This window comes from Sphingomonas ginsengisoli An et al. 2013 (assembly GCF_009363895.1).
Taxonomy (GTDB): Bacteria; Pseudomonadota; Alphaproteobacteria; order Sphingomonadales; family Sphingomonadaceae; genus Sphingomicrobium; species Sphingomicrobium ginsengisoli.
In genome coordinates this window covers 36159-57489 of the sequence record NZ_CP045434.1, presented here as the reverse complement: position 1 = coordinate 57489, position 21331 = coordinate 36159, and the positions used below count along the sequence as shown (strand labels likewise).

The following is a 21331-nucleotide window of genomic DNA, read 5'->3' as shown; positions in this document are numbered from 1 at the left end:
TTATCAGGTCGAAAAATTTAGTCGCCGGCAGGCAAACGCCAACTGATGCGCTGGGAATAAGACCCTTCGATCGAATTCCCGTTCTGATCCTTGGCGGGGGTGAAACGAGCCCGCGCCCGGATGATCCGGCAGGCCGCCGAATCGAGGCTTGCCGAGCCGCTTGAACTGGTCACGCTGCAGCCCGACACGCGGCCATCGGTCCCGATCGTCAGCGCCACGGCGGTCGTGCCCTGCTGCTCGTTACGAATGGCGTCCTGCGGATAGTCGTCATCGTTGAACAGGCCGATGATCGAACCCTTGGCGATCGCCTGCTGGTTGACCCGCGGCGGCGGCGGCGGGGCCGGCGGCGCCGGCGGCGCCGGGCGCGCGGTCGGGGTGATCACCACCGGCGGCGCGACAGGCGCGGTCTGGATGACCGGAGTGACCACGTTGCTGCGGACCAGCGGCGGCGGCGACACCACCGGCGGCGGCGGCGTCTCCACCTGCTTCTGTTCCGGGGGCGGCGGTTCTTCCGGCGGGGGCGGCGGCTTATCCTCGACGTCGAACGTCTTCAGATCCTCTGCGGCTTTCTTGATCACGTTGTAAGCTAGCCCGGTGATCAGGGCATAACCGATAAGCACGTGAAGCAGGCCAACGATCACGATCGCGACCGTCCTATTTCCGCTCATCTGCTTGCGATTGGCGTAAGACATTCTGCCGCAAATCTCCTTAAGCGGGCTTCCATGCCTCGCCACCCGGAACGGCGATGTTGCGCGCCGCTCCGTCTGGTGAGGCATACCGACGTATCAACATATCATCGGCAGGCCGGGGCGCTTCCTTAATAAGGCCATAATGGCGGCGCAATGATAATGTTCCTTGCGCGTGGCCGGCAGGACGCACCATCAGGGGACAGCGCCGGCAAACGACGCGATCTCCACACCGACTCCACGGGCACTCGGGTACACGTCGGGCTTGTAGCTGCCTACCCGCAGCGCCCTCACCCCGTCCCGCGCAGCAATCCACTCGTAGATTTCCGCCAATAATGTTTCCTGCAGGTTGAAGCGGCGCGCGCCCGCAATCCGCTCGACCTCCCGCTTAAGGTGATCGTAGTTCCATGCGCTCTCGGCGCGATCGTCGGTCGGGAGCGGCTCGCTCAACCATACTTCGACGCTGATCAGCAGCCGCTGCGGAGCGCCGATCTCGAAGTCGTGGAAGCCAATGTCGGCCTGCACTTCGAGCGAATCGAGGTGGATCCTGGCGCTTTTGACCGCGAGCGATTCGGGCACCATTCCGTCGAGCCGTGGGATGAAGGGGCGGAGGTCGCTCACCACGCTTTTCTTTCGTTCTAATCGTCGAGAAACTGCACGTCGCGCGGCAGGTTCATGAACCGTTGCCCGGCGTCGAGGGTGAGCACCTCGCCGGTGACGACAGGCGAGTCCAGCAGAAAGCGAAGCGCCTGCCAGACATGCTCCGGATCGATCCCGCGACCAAGCGGGTTGTGACGGTGCATCCGCTCAAAGTTGGCGTCGCTTTGCTCGCCCGAACGGAGCATCAGCGCGGGGGCAATTCCATTGACCCTCACCCCCTGCCCGGCCAGTGCGCGGGCCGACAATTCGGTCAGTGCCGCCAGTGCGGCCTTGCTCAACGTGTAGCTGAGAAAGTCGGGGTTGGGTGCCCGGAGCTTGGCATCGAGGATGTTGACCACCAGCCGGTCGCCGCTCCCGGAACCCGCGGCGGCGGCGAACGCCTTGGTCAACAGCGCCGGCGCGGCAACGTTGATCGCCATATGCGCCGCGAATTCCTGCGGATCGAACCCGGGCAGATCATCGGGCGCGAATCGCGCGGCGCAGTTGACCAGAAGTCGCGGCGGCTCGGCGCAGGCGGCGAGAATGCGTTTCCCGCAATCGGCGTCCCGAAGGTTGGCGACGACCGACTGCGCGCCGGCGGGCACCGGGTCGCCCACCTCATGGACATGCGCCAACACGGCCCAGTTAGCGGCGAGCAGGCGCTCGACCAACACCGCACCAACGCGTTTGCCGCCGCCAGTGACGATTGCGAGGGGAGTGGCCATCGCCGGTCCTTACCGACCCGGCTTGCCCTCGCGCAACCGGGCCTGGCCGCCTACATGCAACCCAATGCCCGAGACCCTTGCCCCGATCGACTTCGCCGGCCGCAGCATCGCCGCCATCGCCGGGGATGTCGCGGACCGCACCCATGCGCCGGTCGAGCGCTGGAACCCGGCGCATTGCGGCGACAGCGAAATGCGGATCGCACGCGACGGGCGCTGGTATCATCAGGGCGTCGAGATTCGCCGGCCGGCGCTGATCCGCCAGCTCGCCCGCATCCTGCGCCGTGAGCCCGATGGCAGCCACGTGCTGGTCACCCCGGGCGAGCGGCTGACCATCGCGGTCGAACTGGCCGCCTTCACCGCCATCGCCATGACCAGCGAGGGAAGCGGCCGCACGCGGCGCGTGGCGTTACTTCTCGACAGTGGCGATGCGGTGATCCTGGGGCCAGACCACCCGCTCCGGATCGACGGCGATGGCGTCCCGCTGGTGGCCGTTCGCGGCGGGCTCGAGGCGGCGCTCGCCAGGCCCGTCTATTACGAGCTGGCCGAAGTGGCGCTCGCAGAAGCCGCGGACCCGCCCGGCTTCTGGAGCGACGGCGCCTTTTTCGCGCTCGAGGCATGACCCTCGCCGAGCGGCTACGCGCCGCGCTAAGCCTGCCCGCGCCGGCCAACCTGTTGCCGGGCGACCTGCTCGAAGGCGCAGGCGGCGCCGCGGTGCCGGCCGCGGTACTGGTAGCAATCACCCGCCGCGCCGAGCCGGGCGTGATCCTCACCGTCCGCCGCGACGACCTGCGCACCCATGCCGGGCAAGTCGCTTTCCCCGGCGGGCGGGTCGACGCGGACGATGCCCATGCCGCAGCAGCCGCATTGCGCGAAGCGGAGGAGGAAGTCGGCCTCGACCCCAGCCTCGTCGAATTGTGGGGCAGCGCGGACCCTTATCGCACCGTCACCAATTTCTCGGTCGTTCCAGTGCTGGGGTCGGTCCCGCCCGACCTCCCGCTGGTCCCGCACGAGCGCGAAGTCGCCGACCTGTTCGAGGCCCCGCTTGCCTTCCTGCTCGATCCCGCCAATCAGCGCGCGGTCACCGCCGAGTTCCAGGGCCGCATGCGCACTTATTATCAGATCGATTGGAATAATCGCCGCATCTGGGGCGCTACCGCAGCGATGCTCGTCAACCTCAGCCGGCGCCTCCAATGGAGTTGAGCGCGTTGACACCCCTGCGCGAGCGACCGGGGTTGACGACGCTGCTCGATGCGCTTGGCAGCGGCACCGCTCGCTTCGTTGGCGGCGCGGTCCGCGACACGTTGCTCGGACTGTCGGCGGTCGACATCGATCTTGCGACCACGCTCAGCCCTTATGAAGTGATGCGCCGCTGCGGTGCGGCCGGGATCCGCACCGTCCCAACCGGGATCGAGCATGGCACCGTCACCGCGCTGGTCGATGGCCATGTCGAGATCACCACGCTGCGCGCCGACGTCAGAACTGACGGCCGCCGCGCCACCGTCGCTTTCACCGACGACTGGCGCGCCGATGCCGAGCGCCGCGACTTCACGATCAACGCGCTCTACTGGAATCCCGAAACCGGAGAGCTGACCGACTATTTCGGGGGTCGCGAAGATCTTGGCGCCGGGCTCGTCCGGTTTATCGGCGAGCCGCTGACTCGCATCGCCGAGGATCACCTGCGCATCCTCCGCTTTTTCCGCTTCCAGGCCCGCTTCGGTCGCCGCGAGCTCGATCCGGCGAGCCTCGCCGCCTGCGTCGCGCGCGCCAACGACCTGATGGCCTTGTCCCGCGAGCGGATCGCTGACGAATTGCTCAAGCTATTGGCGTTGCCCGACCCCGTGCCGACGCTGCGGCTGATGGTTGGAAATGGGATAATGGCGCCGGTACTGCCCGAGATCGGCGCGAACGGCTGTGACCGGCTCGAGCGACTGGTGGCGACCGAGCAAGCGGCGGCAGTCGTGCCCGACGCCGCCCGGCGGCTTGCCGCATTGTTGCCGCCGGAACCGCTGACCGCCGAAAAGGTGGCGGCGCGGCTCAAGCTGTCCAATCGGCTGCGCAAGCGACTGGCGCTCGCCGCCGACGCCGACCTCGATGGCAACCCGCGCGCGCTCGCCTATGCGATCGGTAAGGAGGGCGCGGAGGATCGGCTGCTGCTTGCCGGCCGGGCGCTGGAGGTCACTGACCTTGCGCCCTTCACCGTCCCGCGGTTGCCGCTCGGCGGAGGCGAGCTTATCCGGCGCGGGCTCAAGCCGGGCCCGATCGTCGCCACCACCTTGCGGCAGATCGAACGGCGCTGGGTCGAGGAGGACTTTCCCAACGAAGAACGCCTCGCCCAACTAGTGGACGAGGCGCTCAACTCCGCCCGCTGAGCAGGGACGCGGGACGGATCGGATGGCCGGGGCTGGCCGGCCACCAAAGTTGTCGCTGCAAGGGGAACGCAGCAGGTTCGAACGCAAACAGGAAAGATGAGTCCGAAGCGAAGAGCTACGCTTTTGGAGGCGTGCGAACGATACGGCTGTCGGACCGTACGCGCCTAGAGCCCGGCCTCCACCGCGAGGCGGATGAGGTCGGCCGAGGTCGGCACGCCGAGCCGCTCCATCAACAGCGCGCGGTGCATCTTGACCGTTTTCTCGCTTATCCCGAGTTCCCACGCAATCTGCTTGTTGAGCAGACCCTTGGCGATCAGCTCGAGCACTTGGCGCTGCCGGTTGGGCAGGCCCTTGACCGCCAGGACGGCCTTCTCGCGCCGACCGGTGAAGACCGCCGCCGAATGGCCGTCGGGAAGTTCGACCTGACTGCCGAGAAACCATTCAAGCGCGCCGTCCTCGCCGAACAGCGGAGTGACCAGCACGGCATTGCGGAAGGGCGAGCCGTCCTTGCGATAGTTGAGGATGTCGACCAGCACCGGGCGGCGCGACCGGACCCCGTCGCGGATCCGGTCGGAGAGCCACGGCTCGGTTCCAGCGCCCGCGAGAAAGCGGCAGTTGCGACCGACCACTTCAGCTTCAGCATAGCCGGTCAGCGCGCAGAAGGCTTCGTTGGCGACCACCAGTGGATTGTCGGGCAGCCGCGGATTGCTCACGACGTAGGGAATGGGGCTCAGCCCGACGCAGTCGAGCAGCCGCAGTTCGGCACGATCGTCAAGCACGCAAGATCAGCCCTCTCTTCCCTGCGATGAGCGTCGTAACATCCCCGCCGACAGCAGGCGAGAGGGGTTCGAACACCCTTTTCGCCGGCGGAACGAGCGAAGTGTGACATGGATGCCACGCTTTCGTCACAACCCTGCCAAAGCGCGCCTAGACGGCAACTCGGCACCTGTTCTAGAGGTTAGGGGCGCCATCCAACGTGAAAAGGGGAACGCATGCGCAATTACCTCCTGGCGGCTGTTGCAGCCGCCGCAATCGCGACGCCAGCAATGGCCCGCGATCACTCTCCGTACATCGGCATCGAAGGCGGCGGCATGATTGTTGAGGATACTCACCTCAACCGCGTCGTCGGCGGCACCACCACTGCCGATGCCATCGTCATCAACCACTCGACCGGCTACGACGTCGACGCCATCGCCGGCTACGACTTCGGTATGCTCCGTATCGAAGCCGAAGCCGGCTACAAGCGCGCTGCGCATGACGACTATCGCGGGACCTACATCCCGGCGACCGTCACCACGCTCAACGCCAATGGCCACACCAGCGTTCTCTCGCTGATGGGTAATGCGCTGCTCGACTTCGGTGACGACGACGGCATCCAGGGCTTCGTCGGTGCTGGTGCGGGTATTGCCCGCGTCAAGATCAACTACGCCGACAACGCCGCGTCGACCACCGACTTCGGCATCAGCAAGAGCGGGTTCGCTTATCAGGCCGTCGCGGGCTTCCGCGTTCCGGTCACCGCGAACATCGACCTCGGCCTGAAGTATCGCTTCTTCAACGCCAAGAAGTTCCGTGACGATTTCCTGATCGGCTCGGCAACCAACGAGTTCCGCGGTCACCTCCGCACGCACTCGCTGATGGCGTCGCTGATCTTTAACTTCGCGGCCCCGCCGCCCCCGCCGCCGCCGCCGCCGCCGCCTCCGCCCCCGCCGCCTCCGCCGCCTCCGGCGACGCAGACCTGCCCGGACGGTTCGGTGATCCTGGCGACCGACGCGTGCCCGGCTCCGCCGCCGCCGCCGCCGCCGCCGCCCGCTCCCGAGCGCGGCTAAGCCGAAGCGGCTCGATCCATCGCTTCGGCGATGGATCAGGCAGCAACCAATCAGCCCGCGGGGGGAAACCTCCGCGGGCTTTTTGGTGTCCGTCGCATTTGCCCACGCTAGGCAAAAGAAAAGCCGCCCCGGTTTCCCGGAGCGGCTTGCCCAATCGCTTATTCAAGCGGCTTATTCGGAACGGGAGACCCCGGTTCCGGTCACCGCCAGCTGCTTCTGCGGATTGCCGTCCCAGCCGTAATAATCGTCCGAATAGGCCAGTTGGCCGTCGGGTCCGACCTTGGCGGTCAGATAGGTGACGTAGACCGGAACCCCGGCCGGGATCTGGACGTGCTGCTCGGGCTGGTCGTTCGGCGGGGTCGGGTCGCGGCCGAGCAGCCAGCCGGCCAGGCGCTTGGCGTCCTCGAGCCGGATGCAACCGTTCGACAACGTCCGAACGTCGCGGCTGAAATATTCGCGCATCGGGGTGTCGTGTAGGTAGATATCCTCCGAGTTGCGGAAGTTGAACTTGTAGCGACCCATCGAATTCAATTTGCCCGGCAATTCGCGGATGCGGATCGTCTTGGTCCCCGCCGCGACCGCCTTCCAGTCGATGTCGGCGTAGGGCACGACCGTCGCATTCTCGCTCCAGTCGCTGATCACCTGGAATCCCTGGGCCTTGAGGTAGGGCTCGCCCTGGTCGCGCGCCTTGTGACCGATATTCTTGAGGATCAGATTCTGGGGCACGTTCCAGTAGGGGTTGAACGTGACGTAATAGATGACGCTCGCGATCATCGGGGTCGGCAGGTAGTTGGGCTTGCCGTCGGGGAATTTGGTCATGCCGACGACGGTCTTCATGCTGCCGACCGGTTGGCCGTTGTCGAACATGGTCAATTTCGCCTCGGCGCTGTTGACCAGGATGTAGCGACCGCCGGCGGGGAGCACGCGCGCGCGCTCGAGGTTGGAGAGGAGGCGCGGGTCGATCGGACCCGACGGATTGGCCTGCATCGCCTTCCACCCGGCGTCGCGCAGCGAGGCGTAGGTCGGGTTGGGGCTGCTCGCCTTCTGAAGATATTGGGTGAGGCTTGGCGAGGCGGCCGCGGTCAGCAGGATCTGGTCCGGGCGACCGCCCTGCGGGGCGAGGTAGGAATAGCCGAACAGCATCCCCGCCGGCGCCTTCTTGATCAGCGAAACATAGGCAACGAGACCGCGGCTGGCGGTATATTCGAGCGCCTGATTGTCGGCCGGCGAATTGCTCGCCGCAGCACGCTGCATCGCCGCGTCGATCGCATCGGCCAGTTGCGGCCCGTCGTTCAGACCCTCGATCCGGGCTCGGCGCAGAATGCCCGTGAGCACTGGCAAGGCCGCCTTGGTGTCGGACGAACGCGTCCAAATCGGTGCGTCGCCATGCTGGTAATAATAGAGCTCGATCGGGTCGGTCGGCGCGATCCGCACCGGCGCCGGTGGCGGGGGCGGCGGTTGACGTCTGGCCTCTGCGACGCCGGGCACCGCGACCAGGCTGGCAAGACTGACGGTAAGCAGGAACTTGTTCACAGGCATGACCTCGGCAACCGCAACTATTGTGGTCTCATCTAGGCGCTGGGCCCTGTCGGGCAAGTGAACCGTGCCCCGCGCGGAGAAGGTGAGTGGTCAGCGTGACTCAAAGGCCACGCCCACTGGCGTTTCGAGCCCGCTGGGCTAGGGCGACGCGATGACCGCAAGCGATCACCCCGTGCTCGGCGCCGTTCTCGAGCAGTTCACGCCCTCGGCGGGTGACTGGGTCGGCGAGGCGCCGCTGAGCTGGGCGCAGGGGCGAACGCTTTACGGCGGAATGACCGCGGCGCTGGCGTGGGCGATGGCGGCGCGGGCCTTTCCAGGCCTTCCGCCGCTGCGCTCGGCGCAAGTGGCGTTCGTCGGCCCCGCCGCCGGCTCGCTCACCATCACTCCCCGGCTCATCCGCCAAGGCCGCTCGGCCGCCTTCGTCCAGGTCAGCGTCACCGGCGAGGCCGGCCCTGCCGCCGAGTGCCTGTTTTCGTGCGGCGCGCCACGCGACAGCGCCGTGCATCATCCCGCGACCGCCGCCCCCGCAGTCCCCGCTCCCGCCGACTGCCCGGCCCTGTTCGGCGGCGCGCCGGGTCCGGATTTCGCGCGCAACTTCGAAATGCGGCTCGCGGCAGGCAACCGCCCGCTCGGCGGCGGGGAACCCGAATTCACCTGCTGGACACGGTTTGCCCGCAGCCAGGAAGTCGAGCCGCTGACCGGGCTGATCGCGCTGGCCGATGCGCTCCCGCCGGCAGCGATGGTCAGCTTCCCCAGACCCGCGGTGATCTCCTCGATGACCTGGAGCATCGAGGTCGATGCGTTGCCGCCCGACGCCGACGCCTGGTTCCTCCAGCGCTCGGCGGCCGAGGACAGCGCCGATGGCTATTCGCGCCAGGCCATGACCCTGTGGGATGCAAACGGTCGCCGCCTGTTCGCCGCCCGCCAGACGGTCGCGATCTTCGTTTAGTCCCGACGGCTTGACCGCCGCGCCGCGGCATGGCCCTTTCCCACTCGTGTCCATGATCGACCTGCCCTCGCCCAACCATGACGAGCGGGCCCTGCCCGTGTCGATGATCGTGCTTCACTACACCGGCATGCCCGATTGCCAGGGCGCGCTCGACCGGCTGACCTCGCCCGAGGCCAAGGTGTCGTCGCACTATTGCATCGACGAGGACGGCAGCATCTATCGGCTGGTCGAGGACGATCGCCGCGCGTGGCACGCGGGCAAAAGTTACTGGCGCGGGGTGCGCGACATCAATTCGGCCTCGATCGGGATCGAGATCGTCAATCCGGGGCACGAGTTCGGCTATCGCGACTTTCCCGACGAGCAGATTGCGGCGCTGATCCCGCTCGTCGCCGAACTGAAGGATCGCTACGGGATCGGCCGCGGCAACGTCGTCGGCCATTCCGACATCGCCCCGACCCGCAAGGAAGATCCGGGCGAGCTGTTCCCGTGGGCGGCACTGGCGAAGCGGCGGCTGGCGCTGCCCAGCCCGACCCGCAATCTGATTGATCCCTATTGGTCGGACGCCGCCTTCCATCTGGCGCTTGAGCGGTTCGGTTACGACGTGACCGACCCGTGGAAGGCGACTGTCGCGTTCCAGCGTCGCTTCCGCCCGGACCGGATCGACGGGATTGTCGATGGCGAGTGCCGCGCCAAGCTGCTTGCGCTGCTCCTTCCTCGCCCGATGGGCGAGATGTGACGAGCGCGATAAACTAGGCTAGGGCCGTCACGCCAGAGGGCTGGGCGGCCGCGTCGCACTTCGGTGCGCCGAGGAAAGTCCGGGCTCCACGGAACGACGGTGCCGGGTAACGCCCGGCGGCCCCGCGCCTTTCGGCAAGGGGTCAGGGATAGTGCCACAGAAAGCAAACCACCGCTCTTCGGGGCGGCAAGGGAGAAAGGGTGCGGTAAGAGCGCACCGCGGGACCGGCAACGGAACCGGCATGGCAAACCCCACCGGGTGCAAGACCGAATAGGGGCGGCGCATGAGCCTGTTCCGGCTCGCCGCCCGGGTTGGTCGCTTGAGCCCCTCCGCAAGGACGGGCCTAGAGGAATGGTCGCCCAGCTGCCTTCACGGTAGCGGACAGAACCCGGCTTACAGGCCCTCTGGCACTCGCATCCCGATGCGAGCTTCACTAGTTAGGACGTGAATGGCACGCTCGACCCGATCCGACGACTGGGGCTTTCCGCGCTGGCGCTCGTATGGCGCCAAGGGGCGCGAGGCGGCGCGGGTGCGGCTATGCGACCGCGAGGGTTGCGACCTGCCCGGCGACCGCCCTGCCCCCAAGGCGCCCAACACACCGGACCGCTGGTACTTCTGCGAGGGTCACGCGGCCGAATATAACAAGAACTGGGATTATTTCGCCAATCTTGGCGCCGGCGAAGCCGCCGATCGCGAGCGCGCCGAGCGGTCGCAAGCCAACGGCTTTCGCAGCAGCGCGCACTGGAGCTGGGGCGGCCCGGGCGACGGCAGCCGCTCACGCGACGAGATGCGCGCGCTGGAAACGCTCGACCTCGAAAGCGATGCGACGTTCGACCACGTCAAGGCCGCCTATCGCCGGCTGGCGAAGGAGAACCACCCCGACGTCAATCAGGGCGACGAGGCCGCCGCCGCGACCTTCCAAAAGGTGCAGGCGGCCTATGACGTGCTGCGCAAGGCCGAAGAGCGGCGCTCGGCCGCGGCCTAGTCCATCAGCATGAAGGTGGCGGCCATGTGCGCCACCGGCCGCGCTGCATCACCACCATGCGCAATCCCGCGCACGAAGGCGACCTTGCGCGTGATCTTGTAGCATTCGCAATGCGCGATCATCTCCTCGCCGCGCAGCGCTGGGCGGAGGTAGTCGATCCGGAGATCCAGCGTCGCTGCCGGGCGAAACCGGCCGAGCTTGCACCACACCGACGTTCCCGCGCAGGTGTCGAGCAGGCTGACAATCACGCCGGTCGCCAGCACGCCCGTCTCGGGCACGCCGACCAGTTCCTCGCGCCAAGGAAGCGCCAGTTCGACCCAATCGTCGCCGTGGGCGCGATAGCCCAGTCCGAGCGCGCGGCCATGCCCGACCGTGCGCGCCAGCCGGAAGAAACTCTCGGGATCGAACCCGCCGCTCACGCCGCCAGACGCTCAGCGGTTTCGCGGACCAGCGCGATCATGTTGGGGATGCCCTGGGTCCGATTGGACGAGAGTTGGCGGCCAAGCTCGAACGGCGCCAGCTCAGCCGCGATGTCCGTCGCGGCGATCTCGGCCGGTGCGCGGTCCTGCACCGCCGCCAGCACCAGCGCGACAATCCCCTTGGTGATCGCGGCGTTGCTGTCGGCGAGGAAATGGAGGCGACCGTCCTCGCGCCGGGTCGGATAGACCCATACCGAGGCCGAGCAGCCGCGCACCCTGGTCGCGTCGGTCTTGAGCACCTCGGGCATCGGCTCGAGCAACTTGCCCAGTTCGATCAGCAGCCGGTAGCGCTCCTCGGCATCGAGCAATTCGTAATCGTCGTAGATGGCGGCAAGGGTGGAAAGTTCGGTCACCCGTGCCCGATAGCCCGCGCACACGGCGCCGTCATCTGCCCCCGCCGCTGGTCAGCGGTCCGAGCGGATCGAACCGCGCCAGCAGCCGCTGGTCGCGTCCGTAGGTGTCGGGCGCGAAGGCAAGCTTGCCGTCGGGCGCGATGCCCGCGGTGAGATAGGTGATGTAGACCGGCAGCGGCTCCGCCAGCTCGACCCGTTGCTCGGCATCAGGAGACGTGGCCCGCGGCATGTCACCGAATACCCATTTAGCAAGCGCCCGCGCGTCCTCGAGCCGCACGCAGCCGTTCGACCGGTGGCGCTCGTCCTGACCGAACAGCGCCTTGGCGGGCGTATCGTGGAGATAGATGCCGTAGTTGTTGGGCAGCATGAACTTGATCTCGCCCATGAAGTTGCCCGCGCCGGGAAGCTGGCGGACGCGCTGCTCGGTCGCCCCCGCCGCCACCGCCCGCCAATCGATCGTCGTCGGATCGACGACCTTGGCATCGTCTTCCCAGCTATCGAGCACCTCGTAGCGCTTGGCCTTGAGATAGGCCGGCCCCTGGGCGAGCACCGCCGGCGCGATCGACTTGCGGACGAGGTCGGGCGGAATGTTCCAATAGGGATTCACGTTGGCGTAGCGCATCAGCGCGGCCATCATCGGGGTCGGCGAGGCGGTGGTGCCGACCACCACCTTCATCGTTCCGGCGACCTTGCCGTCCTCCATCATCCACAACCGCGCGGCCGCCGCGTCGACAAGGATATATTTGCGGGCGTTGGCGGTCCCCGGCGCCGGCAGCCGCCGCGCCCGCTCCATGTTGAGCAGGATCCGCTGCTGGTAGAAGTCGGGCCCGCGATTGAGCGCCCGGATGGTCTCGGCGTCCGCCTTGCCGTCGGCGGGAAGGCCGTGTGCCGCTTGGAACGCCTTGATCTTGGTCTCGAGCGCGCTGTCGAACCCGGCAGGCAGCAGCGGGTCCGGCGCGCCGAGCCCCAGCCTCGTCCGCAGCGCGGTCACCCGCTCGTTGCTCGCGCCCTTGACCAGCGGGGGACCGCTCTCGGGGATGAGCAGACAAGGCAACCCGGCCCATTCGAGCTGATAGCGAACCAGCGCCCGGCGCAGATCGGTGTAGAGCGGATTGACCGGGCGCATCAGGTCGACCGGCGCGCCGCTCCACTGCTCGTCGAGGCTCGCATCGCGCAGTTCGTCGGCCACCTGCTCGGGCTCCTTGGGCAGCGCGTCCTCGTCGACCACCGCCATGTCGAGACCCTGCTCGCCGCCTTTTGGCAGCGAATAGGGGTCGGTGGGGGGCGCCTGGACGGCCGCGCCGACCGGCGTCGCCGCCAGCAGCAATGCTGCCAAAATGAAGCCGTTCCCCTGTCGCATCATCCCACCGGCTTGCGCCGCGCCATCTGAACCACACGCGAACGGCGCGATTCATCCGCGTTTACAGCAACACACAATTAACGCCTTATCGCCATAGCTCGCTGCATGGCATCTGCCGCCACGCGCCGGCCTCGACCCGAGGCTCAGTATTCTGCGTCTTCGCTGGCGACGGCGGAAGATCGTGCGTTGCTCGACGCGCTGCCGATCGCCGCCGCGGTGATCAGCCGCGGGACCGACGGCATGCTCGATCTCGGCTCGTTCAACGGAAAGTTCGAAAGCGCGGTCGCCCAATCGACCGTCCCGGGCTTCGACAAGGTCACCGAGAGCTGTTTGCGCGACGGCCTGCTTCACGATCATTTGCAGGGCTGGTTCAACGGCGACAAGCACGACGAACTCGATTTTCGCGATGGTTGGGGGCTCGAAACCCGCCATTACCGTCTGCGCCTCGCCCGCCTGCCCACCCCGCCCGGCAGTCCGAGCCGAGCTCTTTTGTCCGTGGTCGATCGCACCACTGAAGTCCGCACCGAGCGCTCGCTTCGCGAGGAGATGCTGCGCGACAGCCTGACCGGGCTGCCCAACCGCGTCGCCTTCACCGAGATGATCGAGGCGGCCACGCTCGACAAGGGCGACGGGCGCGGCGGGCACGCCGTGCTGGTGGTCGACCTCGCGCGCTTCAGTCGCATCAACGAGAGCATGGGCAGCCTCGCCGGCGACGAGTTGCTGATCACGTTCGCGCGCCGACTGATCTCGGCGCTGCGGGCCGGCGACCGGCTGGCGCGGACTGGCGGCAATGAGTTCGGGATCATCGTCGCACTTCGTCGCGGCATCGCCGACGCCAACCGGGCGGCTGACCGCATCCTCGAGACGCTGTCGGCGCCTTTTCGTTTGTCCGAACTCGAAATCCGGGTCGAATGCGCGATCGGCGTCGCCTTGTTCACGGCCGGCACCGACACCGAGGAACTATTCCGCAACGCCCAGTTCGCCTGCAAGCAGGCCAAGGCGAGCGGCAAGCCCGAAATCTACGAACCGGGCGAGGCCAGCGCCGCCCGCCGCCGCTTCTCGATCGAGACCGAGCTGCGCCGCGCGCTCGACCGCGATCAACTCGACCTCGCCTACCAGCCGCTGGTCGACATGCGCACCGGCGAGGTGGCCGGGTTCGAAGCGCTGGCCCGCTGGAACCACCCCGATCGCGGTGAGATCAGTCCCAACGAATTCATCCCCGTCGCCGAGGAAAGCGGGCTGATCCTGTCGCTCGGACGCTGGGCAATGCACCGCGCCGCCGCCAGCCTTGCCCAATGGGACGTCGCCGCCGGCGAGAAACTGCCGGTCAAGCTCGGCGTCAACCTGTCGGCCATCCAGATTGCCCGCGACGACGTTGCCAAGGTCGTCGACGACGCCCTGCGCAGCGCGCGGATCGGCGGAGATCGCCTGAGCCTCGAGCTGACCGAGAGCTGCATCGTTCAGGATCCTGGCCGCGCGACCCGCGTATTCGACGCCTTGAAAAGCCTCGATACGACCCTCGCGATGGACGATTTCGGCACCGGCTATTCAAGCCTCGCTTACCTCCAGCGACTGCCGATCGACGTGCTCAAGATCGACCGCAGTTTCGTCTCTGCTCTGATGGTCGATCCCGACAGTGTGGCGATCGTCCGCGCGGTGCTGAGCCTGGCCGAAGCGCTCAACATGAAGACCACCGCCGAGGGGATCGAAACCCGCGAGCTGGCGGCGACGCTCGGCGCGCTCGGCTGCGATCTCGGCCAGGGTTTCTATTACGCGAAGCCACTGAGCGAGCAGGCCGCGCTCGACTATTGGCGCAGCCGCCGCCGCAAGCCGTTGAGCCGCTGACCGCCTCGGCCTAGGCTGGGCAGCGATGAGCGACGATCCTGAGCAATCCCCCCTTACCCGCCTCGTCCATGCCGGCCGCAAGCGCGAATGGCGCGGCAAGCTTGTCAACGTGCCGGTCGAGCGGACCTCGACCGTGCTGTTCGACGATCTCGCCGATCTGCGCGCATCCTACCCGCCGAAGGACGGCCGCTACAGCTACGGGCGCAACGGCACCGCCAGCCAGTGGGCGCTGGCCGAGGCGCTGACCGCGCTCGAGCCCGGCGCGGCGGGCACCCTCCTGTTTCCCTCGGGCGCCGCCGCCTGCGCGATGGCGCTGACCAGTTGCCTCGGGCCGGGCGACGAACTGCTGATGGTCGACAGCGTTTATGGGCCGACACGCCATTTCTGCGACGGCGAGCTCAAACGGATGGGCGTCGCAACGCATTATTACTCGCCGAGCCTGACACCGGATGAATTGCGTGAGCGGGTCACGCCTCGGACACGCGCGCTGTTCCTCGAAAGCCCCGCCTCCCTCACCTTCGAGGTGCAGGACGTCCCCGGCCTTGCCGCCGCCGCGCACGACCTCGGGCTCGTCACCCTGCTCGACAACAGCTGGGCGACCAGCCTGTTCTTTCCCGCGATCGCCAGCGGCATCGACCTCGCGATCACCGCCTGCACCAAACATATCGGCGGCCATTCAGACGTGATGCTCGGCGCGGTGAGTGCCTCGCCCGAGCGGTTTGCCCAACTCGACAAGGCAGTGCGGCAGTGGGGGGTCGCGGTCAGTCCCGATGACGCTTGGCTGGCACTTCGCGGCCTCCGCACGCTCGACGTCCGCCTGCGCCGCCACGAAGCGAACGGGCTGGCCATCGCGCGCTGGCTGGCCAAGCAGCCGCGAGTCACCCGCGTGCTTCACCCAGCATTGCCCTCTTGTCCGGGGCATGAGCATTTCAGCCATTATCGCGGCGCCACCGGTCTGTTCAGCATCGTGCTCGACGCGACCCGCGCCGAGCGCGACACGCTGATCGAAGCGCTGACCCTGTTCGGGCTCGGCTACAGCTGGGGCGGCTATGAGAGCCTGGTCTGCCCGGTCGAATTGAAGGGCCTGCGCAGCCTCGGCGACGCGCTGAGCGGACCCGCCATCCGGCTGCACATCGGGCTTGAGGAGCCGGTCGACCTGATCGCCGACCTCGCCCGAGCCTCCGCCAGACTCTAGCCGTTGACGGTTTCCATCCCGCGCTCGTGATAGCGCGCGCCTGCCGCGGCGCCGGGCGGCAGGATCTCGTCGAGCCGTTGAAGTTCGTCTTCACTCAGTGAAAGCTCGGTCGCAGCGATATTCTGCTCGAGATATTTGCGGTGCTTGGTCCCGGGGATCGGGACGATGTCCTGCCCGCGCGACAGCACCCACGCCAGCGCCAGCTGCGCCGCGCTGCAGCCCTTGTCGGCGGCCAGCCGCTCGAGCTCGTGGACCAGCGCGATGTTCCTCGCGAAGTTCTCGCCAACGAAACGCGGGTGGAAGCGACGGAAATCGTCTTCGGGAAAATCCTCGGGCCTGGTGATCTGCCCGGTGAGAAAGCCACGCCCGAGCGGTGAGTAAGCGACGTAGCCGATGCCTAGTTCGCGCACCGTCGGCAGGATCTCGTCCTCGGCGTCACGGCTCCACAGCGAATATTCGGTCTGCAGCGCGGTGATCGGGTGCACGCCGTGCGCCTTGCGGATGGTCGCGGGCGCCGCTTCGCTGAGCCCGAGGAAGCGGATCTTCCCCTCCTCCTTGAGCCGCGCCATCGCGCCGACCGTCTCCTCGATCGGCACGTTCCGGTCGACGCGGTGCTGGTAATACAGGTCGATCGTCTCGACCCCGAGCCGCTTCAGGCTCGCCTCGCAGGCGGAGCGAACATAGTCGGGATCGCCGCGGACGCCGAGGAACTCACCCTTCTCGCCGCGGACATTGCCAAACTTGGTCGCGAGAAAGACCCGGTCGCGGCGATCGGCGATCGCCTTGCCGACCAGTTTTTCGTTGGTGAACGGCCCGTACATGTCGGCCGTGTCGAGGAAGTCGACCCCGCGCTCGAGCGCGAGGTGGATGGTAGCGATGCTCTCGGCTTCATCGCCGGCGCCATAGAATTCGCTCATCCCCATGCAGCCGAGACCGATGGCGGAGACTTCGGGCCCGCTGGGGCCGAGACGGCGACGATGCATTGTTTTCACTCCTGAAAATTGGGTCGGTCGATCAGTCCATGTGGACCGGCTGCCCGCCGCCAGCCTGCGGCTTCGCCTTCTTCATGAAGAGGATCAGCGGCAGCGCGGCGAAGGTGACGATCATCATGAGCTTGAAGTCGTCGAGGTAGGCGATGAACAGCGCCTGCCGGGTGACCTCGGCATTGATTACTGCCAGCGCGACATCGCCCTGGCTGCCGATCTGCTCTAGCACGCCGCCGCCCAAGGTCGGAATGACACTCTCGGTGACGTGGCTGGCCATATCGGCATGCGAGGTCTGTGTGTTGCGCACCAGTTCGGAGCTGACCACGGCGATGCCGACCGAGCCGCCGATATTGCGAGCAAGGTTGAGCAGGCTGGCGGCGTTGGTCCGCAGCCGCGGCGCCAGTGTCGCGAAGGCGAGCGTCTGCAGCGGCACGAAGATCATGCCGAGGCCAAGGCCCTGCACGAGCCCGCTCCAGACCACCGGGTTGGCCGGCTGGTCGAGCGCGAAGCGGGTCATCATCCACAGGCTGATGCCCATCAGCGCGATTCCGCTAGCGATCACGAAGCGCATGTCGACCTTGCCGATCAGCCTGCCCGCGAGCAGCATCGAGATGAGCGTTCCCACCCCGCGCGGCGCCGTCAGGAAGCCCGACTGGAGGACCGAGTAACCGTAGAGCTGCTGGAGCAGCGGCGGGAGCAACGCGAGGCCGGCGAGCAGCAGGATGCCGGTCACCGCCATGAAGAGGAGGCCGGTCGCGAAGTTGCGGTCGGTGAACATCGACCGCTCGAAGATCGGCTCGCGCCCGGTGATGGTGTGGACGACGAACATCCAGAAGAAGCCGATCGCAAGCCCGGCCTCGATGGTCACTTCCCAGCTCTGGAACCAGTCGTTGGTCTCGCCGCGGTCGAGGAACAATTGGAGCGAGCCGATCGCGATGGCGATCATGAAGAAGCCGGCGAGGTCGATCCGCCGCTTGAACGGCTTGGTCGACGGCATCGTCCGCCACAGCATCAGCGCGGCGAGGATGCCGACCGGCAGATTGACGAGGAACACCCAGCGCCAGTCGAAGCTGTCAGTCAGCCAGCCGCCGAGGACGGGCCCGAGGATCGGTCCGATCATGATGCCGCCGCCGAACAGCGCCATCGCCTGGCCGTGGCGCTCGGGCGGGTTGATGTCGAACATCGTGGCCTGGGCGAGCGGCACGAGGAAGGCGCCGCTGACGCCCTGGAGCAGGCGGAACAGCACCATCTCCGGCAGCGAGGTGGCGATCGCGCACAACAGCGACGAGATGGTGAAGCCGACCACCGCCAGCAGCATCAGCCGCTTGCGCCCGATATATTCGCTCAGCCAGCCGGCGATCGGGATCGCGATCGCGCTGGCGACGATGTAGCTGGTCAGCACCCAATTGATGCTGTCCTGGGTCGCGCCGAGGCTGGCCTGCATGTGCGGCAGCGCGACGTTGGCGATGGTGGTGTCGAGCACCTGCATCAACACCGCGAGCATCACCGCGATGGTGACCAGCGCGCGCTCGCCCGGAGGCAGCACGGTACTGGTGGATGGAGCGGCCGCCTCGGCCATGCGGACCGCTCCCCTAGTTGCCGAAGTAGACGGTGACGTCGGACGAAAGGCCGGCGATCATCGGCTTGTCGGGCTTCTGGTCGAACTTTAGCCGGACGGGCACGCGCTGCGTCACCTTGACCCAGTTGCCGTTGGCATTCTGGGCGGGAAGGATGGCGAACTCGCTGCCGGTGCCGGCGCCGACGCTCCACACGTGCGCGGCCCATTTACGGCCGGGATAGGCGTCGATGGCAATCTCGGCGCGCTGACCGGGGACCATGCGGGCGAGGTCCTTCTCCTTGAAGTTCGCCTCGACCCACGCCGGCTGGCCGCCGACCAGGCTCAGCATGCCAATCCCGGGGACCGCCTGCTGACCGACCAGCAGACGGTCGGCGTTGGCGATCGTGCCCGCCACGGGAGCTCGAACGTCTGTGCGGCTAAGGTCGAGCTGCGCCTTGGCGATCGCCGCGCGGGCGGCCGCCTCGCTCGGCTGCTCACCACCTGGCGCAACCGCGGCACGCGCATTGGCGGCGCGGGCGCGGGCGTCGGCCAGCGCAGTCTCTGCATTGCGGACGTCGGCGAGCTTCTCGTCATAGCTGACGCGCGTGGTGAAACCCTGCTTGAGCAATTGCGCCTGACGGTCGAGCGCGCGCTGGGCGATCGCCAGCTGGTTCTGCGCACCGACGATGTCGGCGCCGGTTCCGGCGGCCTGGGTCACGACCTGCGTTTCCGCGAGCCGCGCGGCTGCCAGCTGCGCTTCGGCCTGCGCGAGCGCGACGCGATAGGGCGCCGGATCGATCCGGAACAGGATCTGCCCAGCCTTCACCTGGTCGCCTTCGCGCACCAAGACCTCGGAAATCGGGCCGGTGACCTGCGCGCCGACCGACGTCACGTCCTGCTTCACCGCGGCATTGTCGGTCGAGACCGACTTGCCGCTGGTCAGCCACCAATAGCCGCCGACGCCCAGCAGCAGCGCGGGGACGACAAACATCAGCACGAGGCGCAGCCAGTTGCGCTTCGGCTTGACGGTCTCCTGCAGCTCTTCGCCGGTGACTTCTTCACCGCTGAGCGCTTCGCTATTCATCTTGTTCATGCGGTTGCCCTTCCCTTGGGCGAAGCGGAAACATTCTCGCGCACCCGCGCCAAAGCGGCGCGGACGGCGGCGATGGTGGATTGGTCGAGACCGGCGAACGCGTCGGTGGCCATGTCAGCGGCGAGAGAATGCAGCCGCTCGACGGTTGGTTCCGCCTTGGCGGTCAGAAACAGGCGCCAGGCGCGGCGGTCGGTCGGATCGCGCTGCCGCTCGACCAGCCCGCCGTCTTCCAACCGGTCGACGATCCGGCACAATGTGATTGGCTCGACATCCATTCGTTCGGCCAACTCGACCTGGCGAAGGCCCGGCTCACGGCCGAGCCGCGCCAGCACGCGCCATTGCGCGCGAGTCACCCCGAGCGAGGACGCCTTGCGGTCGAACGCCCGGCGCAGCGCCAGCGACGTTTCGCCGATTTCCCACGGTAGCTCTTCCATGTTCTCGCATATAGTAAGTGTGCTTATTAAATCAACGGTCGAGCAGCGCTGCGGTTCCGCGTCGTCGCGCCGGGCTTGCCAGTCGCGCCCGGCTGGGCCAGAGACCCATCGTCAATGACCCAGATTGACGACATCCCCGACATCCTCGATCAGCTTGCCCGGATCTACGACGAGTCCGCCGGCAATCTGCGCCGCGCCATCGGCGCCTTCGTGAAGGACGGCGCCCGCCCCGATCCCGACGCCCGCGCCAACGGTCGCTTCGCTTATCCCGAGCTTCGGATCGCCTATGATTCTGCCAGCGCGCCGCCGCTTCCCAACCGCGCCTTCGCACGATTGAACCAGCCCGGCCTGTACGTCGCCTCGATCGCCCGACCGGCGCTGTTCCGCGACTATCTGACCGGGCAGCTCGAGCATCTCATCCGCGACTATCAGGTCGACATCTCGGTCGGCCGCTCGGCGAGCGAAATACCCTACCCCTACGTCCTCGATCTGGGCGACGACCTCCAGCTCGGCGGCATCCAGTCGGCCGAGCTCGGGCGCTGGTTCCCGACCACCGAGCTCGTTCACATCGGCGACGAGATCGCCGACGGCACCTGGGACCTGTCGGCCCACGCCGGCCGCCCGCTCGCCCTGTTCGACGCCCCGCGCACCGACTTCAGCCTGGCCCGGCTGCGCCACTATACCGGTACCCCGCCGGCGCATTTCCAGCGCTACATCCTCTTCACCAACTACGTCCGCTACGTCGATGAATTCGTCCGCTATGCCGCCGACACGCTCCGCCAGAACGATACCGAATATCGGGGGCTGTCGGTGCCCGGCGGCCGCTACGAGCGCGGGATGCTCGACAATGCCGAGGCCGAAATCGCCTCGGGCAGTTGGCGCCGCTTCCAGATGCCGGCCTATCACCTGATCGGCCCCAATGGCGACGACGGCATCACTCTCGTCAACATCGGCGTCGGGCCGAGCAACGCTAAGACGATCTGCGACCATATTGCGGTGCTGCGTCCCGAGGCATGGCTGATGATCGGCCATTGCGGCGGCCTGCGTCCGAGCCAGACGATCGGCGATTACGTCCTCGCCCACGCTTATCTGCGCGACGACCATGTGCTCGACGACGTGCTGCCGATCGAAATCCCGATCCCCGCCATCGCCGAGGTCCAGACCGCGATGCATCGCGCGGCGCTCAAGGTCACTGGCGAGGCTGAGGAAAGTCTCAAGAAGCGGCTTCGCACCGGCACGGTGATCACCACCGACGACCGCAATTGGGAGCTGCGCTACACCCAGTCCGCGCTCCGCTTCAACCAGAGCCGGGCGGTTGCGATCGACATGGAATCGGCCACCGTCGCCGCCCAGGGCTACCGCTTCCGCGTTCCCTACGGGACGCTGCTGTGCGTCTCGGACAAGCCGCTCCACGGCGAGCTCAAGCTGCCCGGCCAGGCCAACGCCTTTTACGAGCGGGCCATCAGCCAGCACCTGCGGATCGGCATCACCAGCCTCGAATTGCTGCGCGAGGAAGGCGACGCCCTCCATAGCCGCAAGCTGCGCAGCTTCGACGAGCCGCCGTTCCGGTAAGA

At 67.3% G+C, this 21331-nt stretch carries 22 protein-coding genes and 1 other RNA gene; 11 read left to right on the top strand and 12 right to left on the bottom strand.

The genetic code is table 11. The features are described from left to right. Positions 1-17: 17 nt before the first annotated feature. The 3 genes from GCU42_RS00280 to GCU42_RS00270 form a co-directional block, all read right to left on the bottom strand. On the bottom strand, positions 18-692 hold the full coding sequence (locus GCU42_RS00280; RefSeq protein ID WP_114228861.1) for a TonB family protein: 675 nt from the start codon (positions 690-692) through the stop codon (positions 18-20). A 189-nt stretch (positions 693-881) separates the two neighbouring features. Beyond that, on the bottom strand, positions 882-1307 hold the full coding sequence (locus GCU42_RS00275; RefSeq protein ID WP_240309556.1) for a dihydroneopterin aldolase: 426 nt from the start codon (positions 1305-1307) through the stop codon (positions 882-884). Between the two features lie 17 nt (positions 1308-1324). Then, positions 1325-1999, bottom strand: coding sequence for an SDR family oxidoreductase (locus GCU42_RS00270; protein ID WP_240309555.1), 675 nt, complete (start codon positions 1997-1999; stop codon positions 1325-1327). Positions 2000-2114: 115 nt separating this feature from the next. Between GCU42_RS00270 and GCU42_RS00265 the strand changes: the two genes are divergently transcribed. The 3 genes from GCU42_RS00265 to GCU42_RS00255 are packed head-to-tail and all read left to right on the top strand — an operon-like array spanning position 2115 to position 4419. Then, positions 2115-2669, top strand: a complete 555-nt coding sequence (locus tag GCU42_RS00265; RefSeq protein WP_114228859.1) for a DUF1285 domain-containing protein — start codon at positions 2115-2117, stop codon at positions 2667-2669. Then, positions 2666-3250 carry a CoA pyrophosphatase gene (locus tag GCU42_RS00260; protein WP_114228858.1) on the top strand — a complete coding sequence of 195 codons (585 nt, stop codon included), beginning with the start codon at positions 2666-2668 and terminating at the stop codon, positions 3248-3250. The genes GCU42_RS00265 and GCU42_RS00260 overlap by 4 nt, the downstream gene beginning before the upstream one ends. Further along, positions 3241-4419, top strand: a complete 1179-nt coding sequence (locus GCU42_RS00255; RefSeq protein WP_114228857.1) for a CCA tRNA nucleotidyltransferase — start codon at positions 3241-3243, stop codon at positions 4417-4419. Before GCU42_RS00260 ends, GCU42_RS00255 begins: the two co-directional genes overlap by 10 nt. A 164-nt stretch (positions 4420-4583) precedes the next feature. Here GCU42_RS00255 and GCU42_RS00250 read toward each other — a convergent pair whose 3' ends face one another. After that, on the bottom strand, positions 4584-5198 hold the full coding sequence (locus tag GCU42_RS00250; RefSeq protein ID WP_205215021.1) for a LuxR C-terminal-related transcriptional regulator: 615 nt from the start codon (positions 5196-5198) through the stop codon (positions 4584-4586). A 267-nt stretch (positions 5199-5465) separates the two neighbouring features. Here GCU42_RS00250 and GCU42_RS00245 point away from each other — a divergent pair, with 267 nt between their 5' ends. Then, positions 5466-6245, top strand: a complete 780-nt coding sequence (locus GCU42_RS00245) for an outer membrane protein (RefSeq protein WP_168713088.1) — start codon at positions 5466-5468, stop codon at positions 6243-6245. A gap of 171 nt (positions 6246-6416) precedes the next feature. Here the strand turns inward: GCU42_RS00245 and GCU42_RS00240 are convergent, their stop codons facing one another. Then, a complete protein-coding gene (locus tag GCU42_RS00240) occupies positions 6417-7784 on the bottom strand; it encodes a L,D-transpeptidase family protein (RefSeq protein ID WP_114228855.1) in 1368 nt (455 codons plus the stop codon). A 151-nt stretch (positions 7785-7935) separates the two neighbouring features. On the opposite strand from GCU42_RS00240, the gene GCU42_RS00235 reads away from it, so the two are divergent. The 4 genes from GCU42_RS00235 (at position 7936) to GCU42_RS00220 (ending at position 10454) form a co-directional block, all read left to right on the top strand. Continuing rightward, positions 7936-8733: a thioesterase family protein gene (locus tag GCU42_RS00235; protein WP_114228854.1), complete on the top strand. Its 798-nt coding sequence runs from the start codon at positions 7936-7938 to the stop codon at positions 8731-8733. Positions 8734-8785: 52 nt separating this feature from the next. Next, positions 8786-9469 (top strand): N-acetylmuramoyl-L-alanine amidase, encoded by a 684-nt coding sequence (locus tag GCU42_RS00230; RefSeq protein WP_114228853.1) that lies wholly within the window; start codon positions 8786-8788, stop codon positions 9467-9469. A gap of 32 nt (positions 9470-9501) precedes the next feature. Then, positions 9502-9881: RNase P RNA component class A (gene rnpB / locus GCU42_RS00225), an RNA gene on the top strand. 36 nt (positions 9882-9917) lie between these two features. Further along, positions 9918-10454 carry a J domain-containing protein gene (locus GCU42_RS00220; protein WP_114228852.1) on the top strand — a complete coding sequence of 179 codons (537 nt, stop codon included), beginning with the start codon at positions 9918-9920 and terminating at the stop codon, positions 10452-10454. On the opposite strand, the gene GCU42_RS00215 is transcribed toward GCU42_RS00220, so the two are convergent. The 3 genes from GCU42_RS00215 to GCU42_RS00205 are packed head-to-tail and all read right to left on the bottom strand — an operon-like array spanning position 10451 to position 12649. Further along, complete coding sequence (locus GCU42_RS00215; protein ID WP_114228851.1) at positions 10451-10873, bottom strand: PaaI family thioesterase; 423 nt, start codon at positions 10871-10873, stop codon at positions 10451-10453. The two genes, GCU42_RS00220 and GCU42_RS00215, sit on opposite strands and share 4 nt — an antisense overlap. Continuing rightward, the gene (locus GCU42_RS00210) at positions 10870-11286 is read right to left on the bottom strand and encodes a SufE family protein (protein ID WP_114228850.1); all 417 of its coding nucleotides are present in this window, start codon (positions 11284-11286) and stop codon (positions 10870-10872) included. The genes GCU42_RS00215 and GCU42_RS00210 overlap by 4 nt, the downstream gene beginning before the upstream one ends. Positions 11287-11317: 31 nt before the next feature. After that, positions 11318-12649, bottom strand: coding sequence for a L,D-transpeptidase family protein (locus GCU42_RS00205; RefSeq protein ID WP_152569399.1), 1332 nt, complete (start codon positions 12647-12649; stop codon positions 11318-11320). A 183-nt stretch (positions 12650-12832) separates the two neighbouring features. Here GCU42_RS00205 and GCU42_RS00200 point away from each other — a divergent pair, with 183 nt between their 5' ends. After that, the gene (locus GCU42_RS00200) at positions 12833-14491 is read left to right on the top strand and encodes a putative bifunctional diguanylate cyclase/phosphodiesterase (protein ID WP_240309554.1); all 1659 of its coding nucleotides are present in this window, start codon (positions 12833-12835) and stop codon (positions 14489-14491) included. A gap of 25 nt (positions 14492-14516) precedes the next feature. Next, positions 14517-15686 carry a cystathionine beta-lyase gene (metC, locus tag GCU42_RS00195; RefSeq protein ID WP_114228847.1) on the top strand — a complete coding sequence of 390 codons (1170 nt, stop codon included), beginning with the start codon at positions 14517-14519 and terminating at the stop codon, positions 15684-15686. On the opposite strand, the gene GCU42_RS00190 is transcribed toward metC, so the two are convergent. From GCU42_RS00190 to GCU42_RS00175, 4 genes are read right to left on the bottom strand one after another with little or no spacing between them, the layout of a single operon-like run. Next, positions 15683-16669, bottom strand: a complete 987-nt coding sequence (locus tag GCU42_RS00190) for an aldo/keto reductase (RefSeq protein ID WP_114228846.1) — start codon at positions 16667-16669, stop codon at positions 15683-15685. The two genes, metC and GCU42_RS00190, sit on opposite strands and share 4 nt — an antisense overlap. Before the next feature lie 31 nt (positions 16670-16700). Then, entirely contained in the window at positions 16701-18251 is a 1551-nt protein-coding gene (locus GCU42_RS00185) for a DHA2 family efflux MFS transporter permease subunit (protein ID WP_114228845.1), read from the bottom strand. Between the two features lie 13 nt (positions 18252-18264). Continuing rightward, the gene (locus GCU42_RS00180) at positions 18265-19323 is read right to left on the bottom strand and encodes an HlyD family secretion protein (protein WP_240309553.1); all 1059 of its coding nucleotides are present in this window, start codon (positions 19321-19323) and stop codon (positions 18265-18267) included. Continuing rightward, positions 19320-19757, bottom strand: coding sequence for a MarR family winged helix-turn-helix transcriptional regulator (locus GCU42_RS00175; protein ID WP_114228844.1), 438 nt, complete (start codon positions 19755-19757; stop codon positions 19320-19322). Before GCU42_RS00175 ends, GCU42_RS00180 begins: the two co-directional genes overlap by 4 nt. 114 nt (positions 19758-19871) lie before the next feature. Between GCU42_RS00175 and GCU42_RS00170 the strand changes: the two genes are divergently transcribed. Beyond that, the gene (locus tag GCU42_RS00170; protein ID WP_114228843.1) at positions 19872-21329 is read left to right on the top strand and encodes an AMP nucleosidase; all 1458 of its coding nucleotides are present in this window, start codon (positions 19872-19874) and stop codon (positions 21327-21329) included. Positions 21330-21331 lie beyond the last annotated feature (2 nt).